The organism is Actinoplanes couchii, assembly GCF_016862075.1.
Classification (GTDB): domain Bacteria; phylum Actinomycetota; class Actinomycetes; order Mycobacteriales; family Micromonosporaceae; genus Actinoplanes; species Actinoplanes couchii.
Genome location: NZ_BOMG01000102.1, coordinates 80,993 through 98,293, shown reverse-complemented (window position 1 = coordinate 98,293; position 17,301 = coordinate 80,993). Strand labels below are relative to the sequence as shown.

The 17,301-nt window shown below is 70.0% G+C and carries 22 protein-coding genes; 8 read left to right on the top strand and 14 right to left on the bottom strand.

What is annotated here, in order from left to right; translation table 11 throughout:
• Window positions 1–8 precede the first annotated feature (8 nt).
• Window positions 9–1,115, top strand: a complete 1,107-nt coding sequence (locus Aco03nite_RS41015; RefSeq protein WP_203806348.1) for a substrate-binding domain-containing protein — start codon at window positions 9–11, stop codon at window positions 1,113–1,115.
• A gap of 56 nt (window positions 1,116–1,171) precedes the next feature.
• Window positions 1,172–2,368, top strand: a complete 1,197-nt coding sequence (locus Aco03nite_RS41010; protein WP_203806346.1) for a hypothetical protein — start codon at window positions 1,172–1,174, stop codon at window positions 2,366–2,368.
• Window positions 2,369–2,375: 7 nt separating this feature from the next.
• On the opposite strand, the gene Aco03nite_RS41005 is transcribed toward Aco03nite_RS41010, so the two are convergent.
• Entirely contained in the window at window positions 2,376–2,924 is a 549-nt protein-coding gene (locus tag Aco03nite_RS41005; RefSeq protein WP_239145864.1) for a TetR/AcrR family transcriptional regulator, read from the bottom strand.
• Window positions 2,925–2,971: 47 nt separating this feature from the next.
• On the opposite strand from Aco03nite_RS41005, the gene Aco03nite_RS41000 reads away from it, so the two are divergent.
• Window positions 2,972–4,411, top strand: coding sequence for an MFS transporter (locus tag Aco03nite_RS41000; RefSeq protein WP_203806342.1), 1,440 nt, complete (start codon window positions 2,972–2,974; stop codon window positions 4,409–4,411).
• Between the two features lie 19 nt (window positions 4,412–4,430).
• Here the strand turns inward: Aco03nite_RS41000 and Aco03nite_RS40995 are convergent, their stop codons facing one another.
• Window positions 4,431–4,811 (bottom strand): RidA family protein, encoded by a 381-nt coding sequence (locus tag Aco03nite_RS40995; protein WP_203806340.1) that lies wholly within the window; start codon window positions 4,809–4,811, stop codon window positions 4,431–4,433.
• Between the two features lie 60 nt (window positions 4,812–4,871).
• Between Aco03nite_RS40995 and Aco03nite_RS40990 the strand changes: the two genes are divergently transcribed.
• Entirely contained in the window at window positions 4,872–5,861 is a 990-nt protein-coding gene (locus tag Aco03nite_RS40990) for a helix-turn-helix transcriptional regulator (protein WP_203806338.1), read from the top strand.
• Here Aco03nite_RS40990 and Aco03nite_RS40985 read toward each other — a convergent pair.
• Window positions 5,804–6,226, bottom strand: a complete 423-nt coding sequence (locus Aco03nite_RS40985) for a hypothetical protein (RefSeq protein WP_203806336.1) — start codon at window positions 6,224–6,226, stop codon at window positions 5,804–5,806. The two genes, Aco03nite_RS40990 and Aco03nite_RS40985, sit on opposite strands and share 58 nt — an antisense overlap.
• A gap of 64 nt (window positions 6,227–6,290) precedes the next feature.
• Between Aco03nite_RS40985 and Aco03nite_RS40980 the strand changes: the two genes are divergently transcribed.
• On the top strand, window positions 6,291–6,947 hold the full coding sequence (locus tag Aco03nite_RS40980; RefSeq protein ID WP_203806334.1) for a ThuA domain-containing protein: 657 nt from the start codon (window positions 6,291–6,293) through the stop codon (window positions 6,945–6,947).
• An 18-nt stretch (window positions 6,948–6,965) separates the two neighbouring features.
• Here Aco03nite_RS40980 and Aco03nite_RS40975 read toward each other — a convergent pair whose 3' ends face one another.
• The 3 genes from Aco03nite_RS40975 to Aco03nite_RS40965 form a co-directional block, all read right to left on the bottom strand.
• Complete coding sequence (locus Aco03nite_RS40975) at window positions 6,966–7,943, bottom strand: LacI family DNA-binding transcriptional regulator (protein ID WP_203806332.1); 978 nt, start codon at window positions 7,941–7,943, stop codon at window positions 6,966–6,968.
• A gap of 97 nt (window positions 7,944–8,040) precedes the next feature.
• Window positions 8,041–8,517, bottom strand: coding sequence for a flagellar biosynthesis protein FlhF (locus Aco03nite_RS40970; protein ID WP_203806330.1), 477 nt, complete (start codon window positions 8,515–8,517; stop codon window positions 8,041–8,043).
• A 118-nt stretch (window positions 8,518–8,635) separates the two neighbouring features.
• Window positions 8,636–9,064, bottom strand: coding sequence for a MarR family winged helix-turn-helix transcriptional regulator (locus tag Aco03nite_RS40965; protein ID WP_203806328.1), 429 nt, complete (start codon window positions 9,062–9,064; stop codon window positions 8,636–8,638).
• Between the two features lie 113 nt (window positions 9,065–9,177).
• Between Aco03nite_RS40965 and Aco03nite_RS40960 the strand changes: the two genes are divergently transcribed.
• Window positions 9,178–9,813, top strand: a complete 636-nt coding sequence (locus Aco03nite_RS40960) for an FMN-dependent NADH-azoreductase (protein ID WP_203806326.1) — start codon at window positions 9,178–9,180, stop codon at window positions 9,811–9,813.
• 4 nt (window positions 9,814–9,817) lie between these two features.
• On the opposite strand, the gene Aco03nite_RS40955 is transcribed toward Aco03nite_RS40960, so the two are convergent.
• The 6 genes from Aco03nite_RS40955 to Aco03nite_RS40930 all read right to left on the bottom strand — a co-directional run bounded on the left by Aco03nite_RS40955 (window position 9,818) and on the right by Aco03nite_RS40930 (window position 14,747).
• A complete protein-coding gene (locus Aco03nite_RS40955) occupies window positions 9,818–10,081 on the bottom strand; it encodes a type 2 periplasmic-binding domain-containing protein (protein WP_203806324.1) in 264 nt (87 codons plus the stop codon).
• Between the two features lie 110 nt (window positions 10,082–10,191).
• A complete protein-coding gene (locus tag Aco03nite_RS40950) occupies window positions 10,192–10,572 on the bottom strand; it encodes a hypothetical protein (protein ID WP_203806322.1) in 381 nt (126 codons plus the stop codon).
• A gap of 55 nt (window positions 10,573–10,627) precedes the next feature.
• Entirely contained in the window at window positions 10,628–11,215 is a 588-nt protein-coding gene (locus Aco03nite_RS40945; RefSeq protein ID WP_203806320.1) for a DUF6892 domain-containing protein, read from the bottom strand.
• A 25-nt stretch (window positions 11,216–11,240) separates the two neighbouring features.
• Window positions 11,241–12,185, bottom strand: coding sequence for a glycerophosphodiester phosphodiesterase family protein (locus Aco03nite_RS40940; protein WP_203806318.1), 945 nt, complete (start codon window positions 12,183–12,185; stop codon window positions 11,241–11,243).
• 139 nt (window positions 12,186–12,324) lie between these two features.
• A complete protein-coding gene (locus Aco03nite_RS40935; protein WP_203806316.1) occupies window positions 12,325–13,401 on the bottom strand; it encodes a hemolysin family protein in 1,077 nt (358 codons plus the stop codon).
• Window positions 13,398–14,747, bottom strand: a complete 1,350-nt coding sequence (locus tag Aco03nite_RS40930; protein ID WP_203806314.1) for a hemolysin family protein — start codon at window positions 14,745–14,747, stop codon at window positions 13,398–13,400. The genes Aco03nite_RS40935 and Aco03nite_RS40930 overlap by 4 nt, the downstream gene beginning before the upstream one ends.
• A gap of 38 nt (window positions 14,748–14,785) precedes the next feature.
• On the opposite strand from Aco03nite_RS40930, the gene Aco03nite_RS40925 reads away from it, so the two are divergent.
• Together Aco03nite_RS40925 and Aco03nite_RS40920 are read left to right on the top strand one after the other, a co-directional pair.
• Window positions 14,786–15,187 carry a MerR family transcriptional regulator gene (locus tag Aco03nite_RS40925; protein ID WP_203806312.1) on the top strand — a complete coding sequence of 134 codons (402 nt, stop codon included), beginning with the start codon at window positions 14,786–14,788 and terminating at the stop codon, window positions 15,185–15,187.
• 46 nt (window positions 15,188–15,233) lie between these two features.
• On the top strand, window positions 15,234–16,160 hold the full coding sequence (locus tag Aco03nite_RS40920) for a sporulation protein (protein WP_239145863.1): 927 nt from the start codon (window positions 15,234–15,236) through the stop codon (window positions 16,158–16,160).
• A gap of 10 nt (window positions 16,161–16,170) precedes the next feature.
• Here the strand turns inward: Aco03nite_RS40920 and Aco03nite_RS40915 are convergent, their stop codons facing one another.
• Together Aco03nite_RS40915 and Aco03nite_RS40910 are read right to left on the bottom strand one after the other, a co-directional pair.
• Window positions 16,171–16,746 carry a hypothetical protein gene (locus Aco03nite_RS40915; protein WP_203806310.1) on the bottom strand — a complete coding sequence of 192 codons (576 nt, stop codon included), beginning with the start codon at window positions 16,744–16,746 and terminating at the stop codon, window positions 16,171–16,173.
• The gene (locus tag Aco03nite_RS40910) at window positions 16,743–17,234 is read right to left on the bottom strand and encodes a hypothetical protein (RefSeq protein WP_203806308.1); all 492 of its coding nucleotides are present in this window, start codon (window positions 17,232–17,234) and stop codon (window positions 16,743–16,745) included. Before Aco03nite_RS40910 ends, Aco03nite_RS40915 begins: the two co-directional genes overlap by 4 nt.
• Window positions 17,235–17,301 lie beyond the last annotated feature (67 nt).

Sequence of the window (17,301 nt, the reverse complement as noted above, 5' to 3'; positions counted from 1 at the left end):
TCGCTTTTATGCGTACTTCAATCGCAAAGATTTTGGCAGTCGGTTCTGCCCTTGCCATGGTGGCCAGCGGCTGTGGATCGGAACGCGAAGGGTCCGGGTCGACCGGTGAATCGGGGGCTCCGGCCAAGGGATTCGCGGCGGATTCGCTGATCGGGGTGGCGCTGCCGTCGAAGACGTCGGAGAACTGGGTGCTCGCCGGTGGGCTGTTCACCGCCGGGCTGCAGGAGGCCGGATTCCAGGGCGACGTGCAGTACGCCGGCGCGTCCACCATCGTCGCCGACCAGCAGGCGCAGATCACCGCGATGATCACCAAGGGCGCGAAGGTCATCGTGATCGGCGCGACCGACGCGGCCCAGTTGTCCACCCAGGTCGCGCAGGCGAAACAGGCCGGTGCGGTGGTCATCGCCTACGACCGGCTGATCACCAACACCAAGGACGTCGACTACTACATCGCGTTCGACAACTTCAAGGTCGGGCAGTTGCAGGGGCAGGCGCTCCTGGACGGGATGAAGGCGAAGAAGGCCACCGGGCCGTGGACGATCGAACTGTTCTCCGGTTCGCCCGACGACAACAACTCCGGGGTGTTCTTCAACGGCGCGATGGAGGTGCTGAAACCGGCCATCGACAAAGGTGACGTGGTGGTCGGGTCGGGGCAGACCGATGTCAAGCAGACCGCGACCCAGGGCTGGAAGGCGGAGAACGCGCAGAGCCGGATGGACTCGCTGCTGACCTCCACCTACAGCAGCAAGACCCTGGACGGGGTGCTGTCGCCGAACGACACCCTGGCCCGCGCGATCATCACCTCGGTCAAGGGCGCCGGCAAGCCGATCCCGGTGGTGACCGGCCAGGACTCCGAGGTCGAGTCGGTCAAGTCGATCATGCTGGGTGAGCAGTACTCGACGATCAACAAGGACACCCGCAAGCTGGTCACCGAGACCATCAAGATGGTCAAGACCCTGCAGACCGGGGCCGAGCCCGAGGTCAACGACACCAAGTCGTACGACAACGGGGTGAAGGTCGTCCCCTCCTACCTGCTCCCGCCGGTCATCGTCACGAAGGCGACCGCGGCCGAGGCCTACGCCGACGACCCGAAGCTGGCCCCCCTCACCAAGTAACGCCCACAGCAGACGGCCCGGCACTCACCCGAGTGCCGGGCCGTTATCTTGAGCCGGTGACGGACGATCATCAGGCGCGGCTCATCCGGATCGCCGGGAAGCTGACGGCGCTGCGGGACATGCCTGAGCCGCCGAAGGCGTTCGGTGTGGCGTCGCACGGCTTCCGGCTGGCGGATCCGCTGCCCGAGGCGGCCGTCGCCGAGTTCGAGGAACGTCACGAGGTGTCGCTGCCCGCGGCGTTTCGCCTGTTCGTCACGCAACTGGGCAGCGAGGGCGCCGGTCCCGGTCACGGACTGACCCGCCTCACCCGGAGCTGTTGCCGGTACCGGCGGTCCGGGCACCTCGCCCGGCCCAGCGGCTATCTGCCCGGACCCCGCTACCGCGACGACTGGGAGCAGCGTCACGAACAGCCACCGGGACCGGACCGGATCCTCATGCCGGGCACCCTGGTGGTCGCCGACCACGGGTGCTCGCTCGTCACGCGTCTGGTGGTGACCGGGCCGGCCCGGGGACGACTGATCAATCTCGACCACGACGGACCGGTGGGGCCCTACGTGGTCGAGGACCCCGACTTCCTTTCCTGGTACGAGCGGTGGCTGGACGAGACACTCGCCGGATACGACGTCGGTTGGTTCGGGGAACGTCTGCCGCTCGACGAGGCGGCGCTGATCGCCGTGCTCGCGGACGGCCCCTCGCCGGATCGCCGGATCCGGGCCGGCGAGTCGCTCGGCATGGCGCCCGTGATCAGTACGGCAGGCCTCGCGGCGCTGGCCACGGCGGTGACGTCGGACGATGCTCCGGTCGTCCGTGCGGCGTTGCTGAGACCCGGCGACGACCAGCGGGAGTCGGCGGCCCGTGAGATCGCCGGCGCCGCACGGGCCCGGACCCCGGTCGACCTGGAAGCTCTCGTGATCCTGGGCCTGCTCACGCTCGACGACGTGCTGGCCGAACTGGCCACCGATGACCTCGAACGGCGGCGGGCGGCCGCGTACCGGCTCGCGTGGGATCGTGGTGGCGTCGACGGCGCGGTGCCGGCTGACGTGGCCGCCGAACTGATCGCCGACCCGGATCCGCTTCTCCGCTCGCACGGGATCGCGCTCGTCCAGTGGTTCGCCATCACCGCCCTGCACCCGGAGCTGCGCAGGATGCAGGGGGACGAGGCGGACCCCTGGGTGCGGCACTGGCTCGACTGGTGCCTGCACGAGCGGCCCACCGGACCGGAGCGGACCGGGCTGCTGGACCCGCCGTTCTGACCTGTGGTCAGGGGCGGTGGCGCAGGCCGTCGAGGGCGAACGTCAGCACCCGGTGCCGCTGGCCGTCGTCGACGAAGGTGGCTGCGGTGAGGCCGGAGACCATGCGCAGGACGTCGTCGAACTCGGCGTCGGGGCGGATCTCGCCGGCCTGTTTCGCGCGGTCGAACAGGGGCTGGCCGGCCGCATACATCACCGCGCGGCACGAGCCGAACATCTCCGAGTCGCGGTTGAGCAGGTCGATGATGGCGCGTTTGGTCGCCGCGTACGCCACGAAACGCTCCAGCCAGGCGCGCAGCGCCGGCCACGGCGGCTCGCCGGACAGCGACTCGGCGGCCTCGGCCAGCTGGGTGACCTCTTCGACGTAGACGGCCTCGATCAGGTCCTGCCGGGTCGGGAAGTTGCGGTACAGCGTGCCGATGCCGACACCCGCCTTCTTCGCGATGTCCTCCAGGGAGGCGTCGGCGCCGCACGTGGCGAACGCGTCGCGGGCGGCGGTCAGCAGCGCGTCGAAGTTGCGCCGGGCGTCGGCGCGGTGCGGTCGCCGCACGGTGATCATCGTTAACCCCTTGCGAACCGGAGGCATACCTCCGTTAATGTGGAGGCATGCCTCGACTTTACCAGTCCGCACCGGAGACGGCCCCGGCCCTCCAGGCAGCACCGCGGACGACCTTCGCCGTGCTCGCCGCGGCGGCAGCGGCGTTCGCGCTGATGCAGAGCCTGCTCACCCCGGTCCTGCCGACCATCCAGCGTGACCTGCACACCACCACCGGCACCGTCACCTGGGTGCTCACCGCCTGGCTGCTCGCCGCCTCGGTCGCCACCCCGCTGATGGGCCGGGTCGCCGACATCATCGGCAAGGACCGCACCCTGCTCGTCGCCCTCGGCGCCATCGCGCTCGGCTGCCTGATCGCGGCGCTCGCCCCCGGCATCGGCGTGCTGATCGCCGCCCGGGTGCTGCAGGGCATGGGCGCGGCCGTCTTCCCGGTGTCGTTCGGCATCATCCGCGACGAGTTTCCACCGGACCGGGTCGCCTCCGCGATCGGCACCATGGCCGCCGTCATCGCCACCGGCTCCGGGATCGGCATCGTGCTGGCCGGCCCGATCGTCGGTTTCCTCGACTGGCGCTGGCTGTTCTGGATCCCGATGGCCGTGGTCAGCGTCGTCATGCTGCTCGCGTGGCGGCTCGTCCCGGCATCCCCGGTGCGCAGTCCCGGCCGGATCAACGTGCTGTCCGCGGTGCTGCTCGGCGGCTGGCTGGTCGCTCTGCTGCTGCCCCTGAGCAAGGGCGCGACCTGGGGCTGGTCATCCGGGCGTACGCTGATCAGCTTCGGTCTTGCCGTGGTGCTCCTCATCGCGTGGATGGTCGCCGAGTTGCGCTCCGCCGAGCCACTGATCGACATGCGGATGATGCGCCTGCCCGCGGTCTGGACCACCAACCTGTCCGCACTGCTCTTCGGGGCGGCCATGTTCGGAGTCTTCGCCTTCCTTCCCCAGTTGATGCAGATCCCCACCATTTCCGGGTACGGGTTCGGCGCCAGCGTCACCGGGGCCGGCCTGCTGATGGCCCCGATGCTTGTCGCGATGGCCGTCTTCGGGTCGCTGTCCGGGCCGCTCACCCGCTGGGTCAGCAACCGCGCACAGCTGCTGTGGGGTTCCGCGATGGGCACCGTCTCGTGCCTGACCCTGGCCTTGGCGCACGATCAGAAGTGGACAGTCGTACTTGCCGGGGCGATCTTCGGGGTGGGTCTGGGCCTGATCTATTCGTCGATGGTGAACCTGATCGTGCAGGCGGTCCCCCGGCACCAGACCGGAGCGGCCAGCGGCATGAACACCAACATCCGCACGATCGGCGCCTCCATCGGCACTGCCGTGGTCAGCGCGGTGGTCACCGCCCACCCGGGCGCACACGGCCTGCCCGCCGAGTCCGGCTACACCACATCGTTCCTGATCCTGGCGGCAGCAGCCGCGGCGGCGTTCGCGGTGGCCCTGCTCGTCCCCACCAAGCCGGCACTGATCGTGGAGCCGGCGGCCGCCCCGGCATGACGCCGGAGCGGCCTCCCGGTCACTGAACCGCGGTCGCCTCCAACTCGACCAGCTGACCCGGGATCGCCAGCCGGGTCACGCCGAGCAGCGTGGTGGCCGGCAGCGTGCCCAACGTCGCGTAGTGCGGGAACAACGCGTCCACATCGGTGGTGTAGACGTTGAGCCGCACCAGGTTCTCCCGGGTCATGCCGGCCGCCGCCAGCACCGCGTCCAGGTTCGCCAGGCTCAGGGCCAGCTGGGCGGCGATATCGCCGTCGTGTTCCGGTCTGCCGTCGGCGGTCATCGAGGTCTGCCCCGAGCAGTAGAGCGTCCGGGTCTGCCCGGAGACGAGCACAGCCTGGTCGAAGCCCAGTTCGGCCGACCAGGTCCACGGGTTGATCGCCGTTCTTGTCACTGTCATGCGGACAGCCTCACGGCTAATCACGACATCCTGTGTCGTGTATTCCGCTAGGGTTCGCGGATGCGCGCCGACCGCCTGGTCTCGCTGGTCCTGCTGCTGCGGCAGCGGGGCCGGCTGACCGCCGACGTGATCGCCCGGGAGCTGGAGGTGTCCACCCGGACCGTGCTCCGCGACATCGACGCCCTGTCCGCGGCCGGGGTTCCGGTCTACGCCGAGCGGGGGCGGCACGGCGGGTTCGCGTTGCTGCCCGGCTTCCGGACCGAGCTGACCGGCCTCCATCACGACGAGGCCCTGGCCCTGCTGACCGCCGGTGGCTCGCCCGCGTTCGGCCTGGAGTCGGCGCTGGCCTCGGCCATCCGCAAGGTCGCCGACACGGTGCCGGCCGGCGCCACGGACGCGGCCCAGCGCCTGCTGGTCGAACCGCAGACCGACCTGCTCCCCCGCCGCACACCGCCCGACGAGGTGCCGGCCGCGACGATGACCGAGGTCCGGCGCGCGGTGCTGGCCGGGCGGCGGCTGCGCATCCACTACGCGGCCACCGGCGAGGACCCGCGCTGGCGCACCGTCGACCCGATCGGCCTGGTCACGGTCCGCGGCCGGGCCTACCTGCTGGCGCTGCGTGACGGCGCCGACCGCACCTACCGGTTGTCCCGCATCCACGCCGCCGGGACGCTGCCCGAGCCCGCCGCACGGCCGGCACAGATCGACCTGGACAAGGTCTGGCGGGCCCGTTGCGACCGGTTCCTGTCGACCGGCCACATCCCGGTTCTGGTACGGGTGAGCCCCGCCCGCCGGGACGCCCTGCTGCAGACCGCGGTAGCCGTCCGGGCCGAAGAGCAGGACACCGGCGATTGGGTACGCCTGGAAGTCACGTACCAGGACCTATGGCACGCCGAATGGGCCCTGTGGCAGCTGGGAGCCGAGGCCGAGGCCCTGTCCCCGCCGTCGCTCCGGGCCGCCCTGCACGACCGCGCCGCCGCGATCGCCGCCCGCTACCACTTGCCGCACACCGCGCAGGAGGAATCCCGCCCCTCGGACGGCCACAGGTAGACGACAGCCGCGCCGGTCTCCCGGGCCAGGCGCCCGGCCAGTTCCTTTCCGGCCGCCCGCCACTGCGCCCACTCCGCACCAGTGGCCTCGACAACCTCCGCCACCTGCGGCAACGCCGGCCCCGCCTGCCGCCGGTCCTGCCAGATCGACCACTCCTGCAGCTCCGCGGCCAGGGCGTCGCTGAGGCCCAGCGATCGCGGGCCGGTGTTGCCGTGCACCTCCCGGGCCGGGACGCCGGGACGGGCGGGCAGGGTAAACCACCCCCAGACCGGAAAAGCGCCGTACCCGGGCAGCACGTCGAGGCGGGTGACATCGGTGGGGCGGGCGTGCGGGCAGCCCGAGGCGTGCAACAACGGATTCTCCACAGTTGACCACCCCGGTTGATGAGCGTCACCGGGCGACGACCCGGCGGCCGTTAGTGTTCCACTCATGAACGTATTGATCGTGCGTGGTGGGTGGGACGGGCACGAACCGGTGGCCTGTACCGAGAAGTTCCGGGAGTTCCTGGAGTCACGCGGGGACACCGTCACCGTCGCCGAGAGCCTCGACGTCTACACCGACAAGGCCGTGCTCGGGGCCGCCGACCTGATCGTGCAGTGCTGGACCCGGGGGGATCTGACCGCCGAGCAGGAGGACGGGCTGGTCGAGCGGGTCCGGGCCGGCGCCGGGTTCGCCGGGTGGCACGGGGGGATCATCGCGTTCGGCTATCAGGCGGCCCGGTATCAGTTCATGGTCGGCGGCCGTTTCGTATGCCATCCGGGCGGCATCATCGACCACACCGTCGAGTTCACCGGCGAGCATCCGATCACGGCGGGGCTGGAGTCGTTCGCGGTGCGCACCGAGCAGTACTACTGCCACGTCGACCCGAGCCTGACCGTGCTGGCCACCACCACGTTCGACGGCGGGTACGAGGAGCCGGACACCGCCGGGGTGGTGATGCCGGTGGTGTGGACACGCCGCTTCGGTCAGGGCCGGGTCTTCGTCTCCACGCTGGGCCACTCCCCCGCCGACCTGGACGTGCCCCAGACCCGCACCCTCACCGAGCGCGGACTGCTGTGGGCGGCAGGGCGTCTTCCGGCGAACTGAAGCGGCGGTTCCCGGGGATCAGAGCGGCGGGGAAGTGCTCTCTCTGACCACCAGCTCCGTCCCGAGCATGCCGCCGTCGGCGTGACCCAGCACGGTGCGCACGGCCAGCGCGCCCATCTCGCGCAGTGGCTGGCGCACCGTGGTCAGCGGCGGCGACGCCCAGCGGGCACCGGGCAGGTCGTCGAACCCGACCACACTCAGCTGATCGGGAACGGTCACGCCCCGCCGCCGGGCGGCCTCGTAGACGCCGATCGCCATGCCGTCGTTCATCGCGAAGATCGCCGTCGGCGGGTGATGCCGGTCCAGCAGGCGGCCACCGGCGGTGATCCCGGACGGGGTGTTGTAGTCGCCGCGCTCGACCAGATCGAGGTCCGGTGACACCCCGGCCTCGTCGTGCGCCGCGAAGAATCCGTCCCTCCGGGCCTGGCTGCAGACCAGCTGGTCGAGGCCGGTGATCAGCCCGATCCGGCGATGCCCGAGGGCGAGCAGGTGGGCGGTGGCGGCACGGGCCCCGGCGAAGTTCGCCGAGTGGACGAACGGCATGTCCGCGTGCCGGGCCACCGGGTCCAGCGCGGCCAACGGCACGTTCAGCCGGGACAGCGCGGCCACCAGCGGGGCGGTGGCGGTCTCGGTCGCCAGGATTACGCCGTCGGTGTGCCCGGACCGCAGCCGCTGCAGCAGACGCCGCCGGGACGCCTCCCCGTGATCAAGGCTGGACACCACGATCCGGACGTCGGCCTCGAACGCGGCCGCCTCCAGCCCGCGGATGTGCTCACCCTCCCAGGAGCAGTCGATCTCCGAGAAGACCACGTCGATCAGGCCGCTCTCCTGCCGCGGGGTGCGGCCCCGGTAGCCGTGCTTGCGCATCAGCTCCTCGACGCGCCGCCGGGTCCGCTCCGACACGTCGGCCCGCCCGTTCCACACCTTCGACACGGTGGGCAGGGAGACCCCGGCAGCGTCGGCGATCTCGGCCATGGTGGTCCGGTCGCGGTTCATCAACCTTCAACCCCGCTTTCCGGTACGAACGGGCCGGCGCACCCGATCCTCGCGCACCGGCCCGATCGGTGGCCACCGATTTACGCCACCGCCGGGATCAGCCTTCTCCGCACGCGGTCTCGAGCCCGGTGACCGCCTTGTTCAGGGCGGTCTTGCTGGGCTTCTTGTCCGGGTCCTTCTGGTAGGCCTCGTCCAGCGCGTCCATCGCGCCGGCCACCTCGGTGGCGGCGTCGGCGACCACCGGGCTGGCGCCGATCGACTTGGCGGAGAGGTCGGCGGACCCGGCGATGTACTCCGCGCCGACGGCGATGTGCCCGGCGGGCGGGCCGATCTTCTCCGCCGCGGCGACCCGCTTCGCGGTGTCCTCGATCGCGGCGAGAAGCTCGGTGCAGGCCTTCTTCGTGGCCTCGTCCACGGTCGGCGCGGTGCTGGCGACCTCGGCCGGGGCCGAGGCCTGGCCGGCGGGCGCGGTGGTGCCGGCGGCGTCCTTCGACTCGGTGGCCGGGTCACACGCGCTGATCAGCGCGACCGCGGCGACGGAGGAGAGAAGCAGGCCGAGACGCTTGTGACGCAATGTCATTCCTTACGCTGAATACCCCGTGAGAGCCCGAAACGTATCAGAGCTTCGATGTCCCCTCGGCCCCGTCTCCGGTGCCGGGGCCCGCCCGATACAGGATCGTGACGGGCTCCGGTCAACCACGCAACACCTTCTCGAGGGCGACCGCCACGGTTCGGGCTTCCTGCTTGGTCATCATGTCGGTGAAATGGCGTTTGATCCCGGCCATGTACACCGGCGCGGCGGCCAGGAACCGGGCCCGGCCGGCCTCGGTCATCGTCGCGTAGGCGCTGCGCCGGTCGTCCGGGTTGCCCTCCCGGGTGACCAGGCCGGCCGCCCCGAGCGCTTCCACGACCCGGCTGACCCGGGTGCGGCTGACCACGGCCTTCTGGCCCAGCTCCCCCATGCTGAGCTTGCGGTCCGGGGCGTGATACAGCTCCAGGAGTACGTCGTACCAGGTCAGTGGCAGGTTGCAGGTGTTCTGCAGTTCGCGGTCGAGGACCGGGACGAGGGCCGCGTGCACCCGCAGCAGGGCTGACCAGGCAGCCACGTCGGTGTCGCTCATCACCCGATGCTACCGATTTCTTGTGCGCACGCACGCATCGGTGTACGAATGTGCGTGCGCACGCATTGGTGGACGAATGTGCGTGCGCACGCATCCTGTTTGAAGGAGTGGTCATGAACCTGCTGCACATCTCCGCGTCACCCCGTGGACCCCGCTCCGAGTCCCTCGCCGTGGCGTCGAGCTTCCTGCAAGCGGCCCGCGAGACGAACCCGGACCTGCCGATCAGCACCTGGGACCTGTGGGACGGCACCCTGCCGTCGTTCGGCCCCGACGCGGTGACCGGCAAGATGACCGTCTTCGCCGGGCTGACCCCGTCCGGCCCGGCCGCCACCGCCTACGACGCCGCCACCGCGGCGTTCCACCGGTTCGACGCCGCCGACACCTACCTGTTCAGCGTCCCGATGTGGAACTCCGCAATCCCGTACATCCTCAAGCAGTTGATCGACGTGATCAGTCAGCCCGGCCTGGCGTTCGCCTTCGACCCGGCGTCCGGCTACCGCGGGCTGCTGCGCGGCAAACGGGCCGCGATCATCTACACCAGCGCGGTGTACGGGCCCGGCCTCCCGCCCACGTTCGGCGCCGACTTCCAGGCCCCCTACCTGGAGGACTGGCTGCGCTGGACCGGCGTCACCGAGATCCACCCGATCCGGTTCGGCCCCAACCTGACCGGCCCGGACCCCGACCCGGCCCGCCGCACCGCCCACGCCAAGGCCCGCAACCTCGCCAAGATCCTGGTCTCCCGGCACTGACCGCTCAGCCGGCCGCGGGCTGCTCGCACGGGTCGAGCATCGCCGAGTTCGGTTTGCGGTCCGCGGCCGAGACGTTCGGCAGGTTGTCACGGAAGGCCTGATCCCACTTCTCGTTGACGAACTTGACCAGCTTCCTGGTGAGGTACTCGCACAGTTTCGGGCGGTTGTTGTGGATCCCGATCCCGTAGCGTTCACTGCCCACCCGGATCCCGGGCACCAGCCGGAGATCACCCACGGTGTCGTGGGAGACGAAGCCCTCCAGGACCACCCGGTCCGAGGAGACCGCGTCGGCTTCTCAGGGTGATGTCGAAGCCCTGCCACACCCCGTTGGAGTACTCGCTCCAGCCCGGCAGGTCGGTGTTGATGCCGATCAGGACCTCACCCGAGAGGTACGCGGCCGGATCGACCTCCTCCTCCTTCCCGCAGGCGGAGGTTCCGGCAAGGGCGGCGACCATGACGGCCGACAGCAGCAGGCATAGGTGACCGGGCGGCGATCACCTCGCCCGGACGGCCGTCCATCCTCGGAACGATCCGCAGGACGGCCGGGATCACACAGTCAATCAATGCGGTGACCGGCGTCAGTGCCGGGGTGAACACCAGCGTGCCGCCGTCCCAGCCGGCCGCGATCTCCGGTTTCACCGACGTGGCCGAGTCCTCCCGCACGTCGATCTGCCCCGGGAACGTCACCTCGAGATCGGACCACCAGCGGTTGAAAGCCAGCACCCCCGCGGGCACCAGCAGCGCGATGGCCAGGAACACCGCCGTCCCGATCTTGGCGGACCGCGAGGAATCGGATGATCGGCTATTTACCGGCTCATCTCCCCCGTCGGCGCACCGCCACGCCGCGGTTCTCCAGGCGGTTCAGGACGTCGGGGTCGTCGAGGTTCCCGGCCAGGGAGACGTCCAGGTCGCGCAGGGCCGGGAGTGACTCCAGCGTGGCGGCCGCGGTGGCGTCGCCGGTCAGCAGCAGCTTCTCCAGCGTGGGGTGCCCGGCCAGCGGTGTCAGGTCCAGCGCCGCCGAACGGTAGCCGTGCCCGTCCAGGTCCAACGACCGAAGACCGGGCAACTGTCGTTCGCCGGCCAAGGACGCCACGATGTAGTCGTCGGACTCGCCGCCGGTGTCGATGTCCAGGGTCTGTTCGACGAGCATGTAGATCTCGTTGCCGCCGTCGAAGTCCACCGCCTCGACGGCGGCCGCCTGCGCCTCGGTGATCCCGAAGGCGTGCAGCAGCGTCAGCGACGCCGCCAGCCGAGGGCCGGGCCCGGGATATCCGTCCTCCGGCCCGTCCGGCCCGGTCGACTCGACGATCGTGACGAGGGCGGCGGGGTCCAGCGCCCCGGCGTTCAGAAGGGCGTCCAGAACGCCGAGATGCAGGCCACGATCAGCGAAGACGATGCTCACGAGCCCGACCGTATCGCGCCCGGAGCTACCCCGGCCGGTGGATACGGTCGACCCGGTTGGTCCACAGCCAGCCCGACCAGCCCTTCGGCACGTCCGCCATGGCCTCGGCGTCGTCGAAGCCCTCGGACCAGTCACCGTCCCCGGCGACCAGGACCACCCGGGTGTCGACGGCACGCATCCGCTCCTCGAAACGGTTCGGCCAGCCCCAGAGGAAACGGCCGTACTGATGCGGCAGGTGCAGTTCGGTGTTGCGGCAGGCGTCCGGCACGTAACCGGTCCAGCCGAGTCCCTCGTACGCCAGGAGACAGTTCTTCATCGTCGCCTTGGACGCGCCCCGGACCCGATCACCGACGGCCGCCACCGAGGCGTCCCCGCCGTACACCGAGATGGTCGTCAACCGCTCGGCGGGCAACGTGTCGAGGAACGCGGCCACCCGCTCGCCGTCGGCCGCGTCGTCGTTCTTGAGGTCGAGAAGCAGTTCACGGTCCGGGAACGCGGCGACCACCTCGGGCACCGTGACGAGCAGGCCGGTGCCCTTTCCCCGCAACGGGAAGGTGGCGCCGTTGTCGGCCGTGTAGCCGTATCCGAGATCGAGGCGGCGCAGTTCGGCGAGTGTGTGTTCCTTGACGGTGCCGCGCCCGTCGGTGCGGCATTCGAGCGTCGAGTCGTGGAAGACGACGAGTTCACCGTCGGCCGACACCTGCACGTCGAACTCGAGCGAATCGGCGCCGGCCGCGAACGCCGCCCGCATCGACGGCAGGGTGTTCTCGATGTAGGTGTGGTCCGGCGGGTGGATCCGGGTGGCCGTACAGGTGTCGGCCTGAACGCCGTCCATGGGAAAGGTCTGCGCGATGCCACGGTGCGCGAGCAGCCGCGGCGGGGCGTCGCCACCGTCCCCGGAACGGTTTCCGATGTAGACCCCGCCCGCCAGCAGAACCAGGACCCCAGCGACGATCCAGCGCTTCTTCACCCCGGCATCCTGACGACCCTTGTCAACCCATCCCGTCCGGTGACCACCGCATCCGGCCCGGCGGTCGCGAGACGGTCCGGTGTCCGGACCGCCTCGAGGGACGGGACAGGGCCTTTCCCTGGCGTACCGGAAAAGGGTCCTAGGTGGTTGACCTCGACTTTCGGCCGGCTCGGCGGGCGGCGTCGATCACCGGGTCGGTCTCGTCGTCGAACTGGCCGATCACCTGCTCGAGGAGGTCCTCCAGGGCGACCAGGCCGATCACCTGGCCGTCCACCACCAGGGCCACCTGGTTGCGCAGCTGGCGCATCGAGGCGATCGCGTCCAGCACCGTGGTGTCCGCGGGCAGGCGCAGCGCCGACGACATCAGCGAACCGGCGGTGGCGTCCTGACCGGAACCGACCGCCTTCGCGGCCTCCCGCACGTGCACGATCCCGGTGATCTCGCCGGATCCGTCGGTGACGGCCAGGCGGGAGCGGCCGGCCTCGGTGCTGCGCAGCTCCACCGTGCGGGCGTCGTCGAGCGCGGCGACCGTGACGATCCGGTCCCGCGGGGTCATCACCTCACGGACCGTGCGCGACTCGATCTGCAGCATCGCGGTGAGCAGCTCGTGCTCGGCCTCCGGGATCGTCCCGTGCTCCTTGGACGTCTGCAGCAGCAGCCTCAGCTGCTCGGCGTTGTGCACCTGCGCCAGCTCGTCCTGCGGCTCCACCTTGAAGATCTTCAGCACGGCGTTGGCCAGCCCGTTCAACGCCAGCAGCACCGGCTTGAGGATCGTGGTGAACCCGACGAACGGGATGGCCAGCATGGTCGCCGACGTCTCCGGGTGGCTGATCGCCCACGACTTCGGGGCCATCTCGCCGACCACCACGTGCAGGAAGCTGACCAGGACGACGGCGAGCAGGAACGCCACCACGTACGCCGCGTCACCGGGGATCCCGACCGCGGTGAACACCGGCTCCAGCAGGTGCGCGACCGCCGGCTTGGCCAGGGCGCCCAGCCCCAGCGTGCACAGGGTGATGCCGAGCTGCGCGCCGGCCAGCATCAGCGACAGCCGCCGGGTGCCGGACATCGCCGCCCGCGCGCCCCGGGATCCCTCGGCGGCGGCCGTCTCCAGCCGGTGCCGTTTCGCGGCGACCAGGGCGAACTCGGCCGCCACGAAGAAGCCGTTGGCGACGAGCAGGAAGAACGAGATCGTCAGCGACAGCGTGGTGCTCATTCGGTCACCTCGGAGGCCTCGGTGAGAGCGACCTTGGAGGGCACGCGCCTACGGACTTCGAGCACGGTCAAACGTACCGCCGCCTGGGGTTGAGGGTTGCCGTCGTCGTCGATCGAGGGCGCCGGTGTCACTTCGATGCTCTCCTGGACCGCCGGCAGCCGGCCCAACCGGGTCAGGACCAGGCCGGACAGCGTGTCGTAGAGGTCGCCCTCGGGCAGGTTGATCCCGGTCGCCTCGGCGATCTCGTCCATCCGGGCGCGACCCGGGATCACCCACGAGCCGTCCGCGTTCTTCTCGATGGTCGGCTCGGGCAGGTCGTCCTCGTCGCGGATCTCGCCGACCAGCTCCTCGGCCACGTCCTCCAGGGTGATGATCCCGGCGAAACCCCCGAACTCGTCGACGACCACGGCCATCTGCCGGTGCGCGGCCTTGAGCCGGTCCAGCACCACCGGCAGCCGGCACGACTCGGGCAGCGCGACCGCGGGCGTGGCCAGCGTGCTCACCGGGGTGCTGTCGCGCACCGCCGGGTCCAGGGCCACCACCTCGGCGATCGACACCACGCCGATCACGTCGTCGAGGCCGTCCCCGATCACCGGGAACCGGGAGTGCCCGGTGTCCAGCAGCTCCACCACCCGCGAGGCCGGCTCGTTGCCGCCGATCGAGGTGACGTCGACCCGGGGGCGCATCACCTCGGCGGCGGTCCGGATCCGGAAGTCCAGCCCGTGGTCCAGCAGCCGGGCGGCCCGCGCGTCCAGCACACCCTGCGCGCTGGACGCCTCGATGATCCGGTCCAGGTCCTCGGAGGTGGCGCCCTGCGGCAGCTCCTCGATCGGCTCGATGCCGACCAGGCGCAGCAGCCGGGTCGCCGTCGAGTCGAAGAACCGGATCAGCGGCCCGGCCACGGTCAGGTAGATCATCGTGGACCGGGACAGCGCCCGCGCCACGGCTTCCGGCTTGGCGATCGCCAGGTTCTTCGGGGCCAGCTCGCCGAGGACCATCTGCACGACCGTCGCGAACAGCAGCGCGAACACCATCGAGATGGTGGCGCTCACCGCCTCCGGCAGCCCGGCCAGGCCGAGTAGCTCCGCGGTGCCCTCACCCAGGTACGGTTCGGCCACGTAGCCCGCGAGCAGCGCGGTGACCGTGATGCCGACCTGGGAGCCGGACAGCACGAACGAGAGTTTCTGAGTGACCTGGAGGGCTCGGCCGGCAGCGGCGTCCCCCTCGTCGGCCATGGCGCGTAACCGTTCCCGGTCCACCGCCACGTAGGCGAATTCCTGGGCCACGAAATATCCGGTGGCCGCAGTGAGTAGCACAATCGCCACGATGCCGATCGTGATCAGCAACCGGGGTTCCTCCGCACCGTCAAATGTATGTTTGCCCGATGAGCGATCTGTTGCGCATCGGTGAGCTCGCCGCTCAGGCCGGGGTCTCTACCCGCACCGTCGACTATTACACCCAATTGGGCCTGCTCACGTGCGCCGACCGGACCGGTGGTGGCTTCCGTCTCTATGAGCAGGCGGCTGTTGACACGATCGCGACGGTTCGCAGCCTGGAGTCGCACGGGCTGAACCTGCAGACCATCGCGTCCGCCCTGCACGGTTCGGTCATCGACGGCGACCGTGATCTGGCGACCGGCCTGGCCGATCTCTCCGCCAATCTGCGGGCCCTGCAGGAGGCCGCCGAGGGAGCCCCGCATGCGCACGCCCTTCTCTCTCTGATCAGCGGCCGGGCGCACGCCCTGATCGACCTCGCGCTCGCGATAGTCGACTCGCCGTTGGTCTAACCATACAGTCGTGCGTGCTAGTGTCCGATTTGGTGTCGATACTGCCTTGGAGGACGCTTTGTTCAAACGGATGCTCGGTGCTCTCGGAGTGGGCGGCCCCAGCGTCGACACCGTCCTGACCGACCCGCGCACCTACCCCGGCGGCCCCGTCACCGGGCGCGTCGACCTGGTCGGCGGCAGCCACGACGCGTCGATCAACGACGTCACGCTCAGCCTGATCGCCCGGGTCGAGACGTCCGAGGAGGACGTGACAGGCGAATTCCACCGGGTCACCGTCTCCGGCCCGCTGCACCTGGCGGCCGGGCAGGAGATCTCCATCCCGTTCCACTTCGAGGTCCCCTGGGAGACCCCGATCACCGCGGTGTACGGCCAGCCGCTGCACGGGATGGCGCTGGGCCTGCGCACCGACGTGTCGATCGACCAGGCCGTCGACAAGGGCGACCTGGACCCGCTGCAGGTCGAGCCGCTGCCCGTTCAGCACCGGATTCTGGACGCTCTGCAGCATCTCGGGTTCGCTTTCCAGACCGCGGATCTGGAGTGCGGCCACATCGCCGGGTCGCCGCAGACGCTGCCGTTCTACCAGGAGATCGAGTACCGGTCGGCGCCGCAGTACGCGCATTCGTTCGGCTCGATCGAATTGACGTTCGTGACGACGCCGTACGCGGCCGAGGTGGTCCTGGAGTTCGACGGCTCCCACGACAGCGTCAACCGGTACACCGTCCAGCACAACGCCGCCGACACCACCGACTGGGCCGCGCAGGTGGACGCCTGGTTGCAGCAGGCGGCGTACCAGCGGCAACACGCGGGATACGGCGCCCACGAGCACTCGCACGGGTCACACGGTGACGAGGGCGGCGGCATGGGCGGCGTGCTGCTGGGCGCGGCCGGCGGCTTCGCGGCGGGCTACCTCGCCGAGGAGGCAGTGGAGGAATTCTTCGAGGACGACGAGGAAGAAGAAGAGGAAGAGGACTGACCCGCCGCCGTCAAAGGGATGGCAGGTGGTCATCGGCCGTGGGGCTGACCCGGTTGTCCAGGAAATAGCAGTACAGCCGCAGATCGCCTTCCAGACCGTCGTCGAGATACGCCAGATAGTCCGTGAGCCCGGTTGCGGCCTCGCGTTCATCGGCGCGCTCGGAGATGCTCCACCGGCTGTGTTTCGTGGTGATCCAGTCCCGTAGCCGACCGCGATCCCGCCACCATTCGCGGACCAGGCCCGGTGTCCAATGACGGTCACCGTCGCAAGCCCAGCCGGCCCAGGGATCCTGCTCCACGGCGTCGACGACCGCGCGCAGTTCCGCGACGTCGCGCGGCTGCCGGTAGAGGAATTCCTGCTCGTATTCGAGGTCATCGCCGTAGAGGACGTGACGCGGCGCATGCAGCCGGCCCGTCCAGCAGTTGTCGGTCATGGCCCCGTAGATCGGCCCGGGAACGTTACGCCAGTTACGCTCCAGCCACTGCCCCCGGAATATGGCGTCCGGGTCGGGTCTCGTCGTCGCCGCGAGGACCGCGCCGAGGTGTGGAATCGGATCCCAGTACCGCGCCTCGTTCCGCTCATTCACCGGAGCATCGTAGAGGTGTCCGGAAAGGCCGCGGCGGTGACACGATCGCCGGCCGGCGAATAGACGATCAGCGGTATTTCCGGTGTACTCTCCGGGGTCAGCACCACCTGCCTGTGGAGTTTCCGGCCCACCGTGCGCAGGAAGCAGCACAGGGCGTCCCATGTCTCCTGGTCCCGCACGTCACCGGGGTCGAGGTCGAACTCGATGTCGTCGGGGCCGAAGAAGAGGGTGGTGACCACCATGCCGGGTGCCGGCCGGATGTGCAGCACGGGTGACCATTCACCCCGGCGCTCGAAGACCTCCTCCACGCGGTCCGGCAGAGGTTGCCGCTCGTCACCGTCGTGGTAGACGTGCGGCCAGCCGGCCGCCCGAATGACGTCGAGAACGAGTTGCCATCCGGCGATGCCGACGTCGAAGACGTACACATCCACCAGTGAGCCGTCATCCGCGAAATGCCGTGCCACATCCGCCCAGCGCACATCCGTCACCGGCCGATCATCGCGGGACGGCAACCCCGGTTCAAAACCATTTTCTGGTACGGCAGGGCAAAGCTCT

Excerpts from the sequence above, each read along its gene's own strand:
- Aco03nite_RS40925 (WP_203806312.1), top strand. The coding sequence starts at position 14,786 with ATGAGCGATCTGTTGCGCATCGGTGAGCTCGCCGCTCAGGCCGGGGTC.
- Aco03nite_RS40990 (WP_203806338.1), top strand. The coding sequence starts at position 4,872 with ATGCGCGCCGACCGCCTGGTCTCGCTGGTCCTGCTGCTGCGGCAGCGG.
- Aco03nite_RS41015 (WP_203806348.1), top strand. The coding sequence starts at position 9 with ATGCGTACTTCAATCGCAAAGATTTTGGCAGTCGGTTCTGCCCTTGCC.
- Aco03nite_RS40975 (WP_203806332.1), bottom strand. The coding sequence starts at position 7,943 with ATGAACCGCGACCGGACCACCATGGCCGAGATCGCCGACGCTGCCGGG.
- Aco03nite_RS40935 (WP_203806316.1), bottom strand. The coding sequence starts at position 13,401 with ATGAGCACCACGCTGTCGCTGACGATCTCGTTCTTCCTGCTCGTCGCC.
- Aco03nite_RS40965 (WP_203806328.1), bottom strand. The coding sequence starts at position 9,064 with ATGAGCGACACCGACGTGGCTGCCTGGTCAGCCCTGCTGCGGGTGCAC.
- Aco03nite_RS40960 (WP_203806326.1), top strand. The coding sequence starts at position 9,178 with ATGAACCTGCTGCACATCTCCGCGTCACCCCGTGGACCCCGCTCCGAG.
- Aco03nite_RS40980 (WP_203806334.1), top strand. The coding sequence starts at position 6,291 with ATGAACGTATTGATCGTGCGTGGTGGGTGGGACGGGCACGAACCGGTG.
- Aco03nite_RS41005 (WP_239145864.1), bottom strand. The coding sequence starts at position 2,924 with ATGATCACCGTGCGGCGACCGCACCGCGCCGACGCCCGGCGCAACTTC.
- Aco03nite_RS41000 (WP_203806342.1), top strand. The coding sequence starts at position 2,972 with ATGCCTCGACTTTACCAGTCCGCACCGGAGACGGCCCCGGCCCTCCAG.
- Aco03nite_RS40995 (WP_203806340.1), bottom strand. The coding sequence starts at position 4,811 with ATGACAGTGACAAGAACGGCGATCAACCCGTGGACCTGGTCGGCCGAA.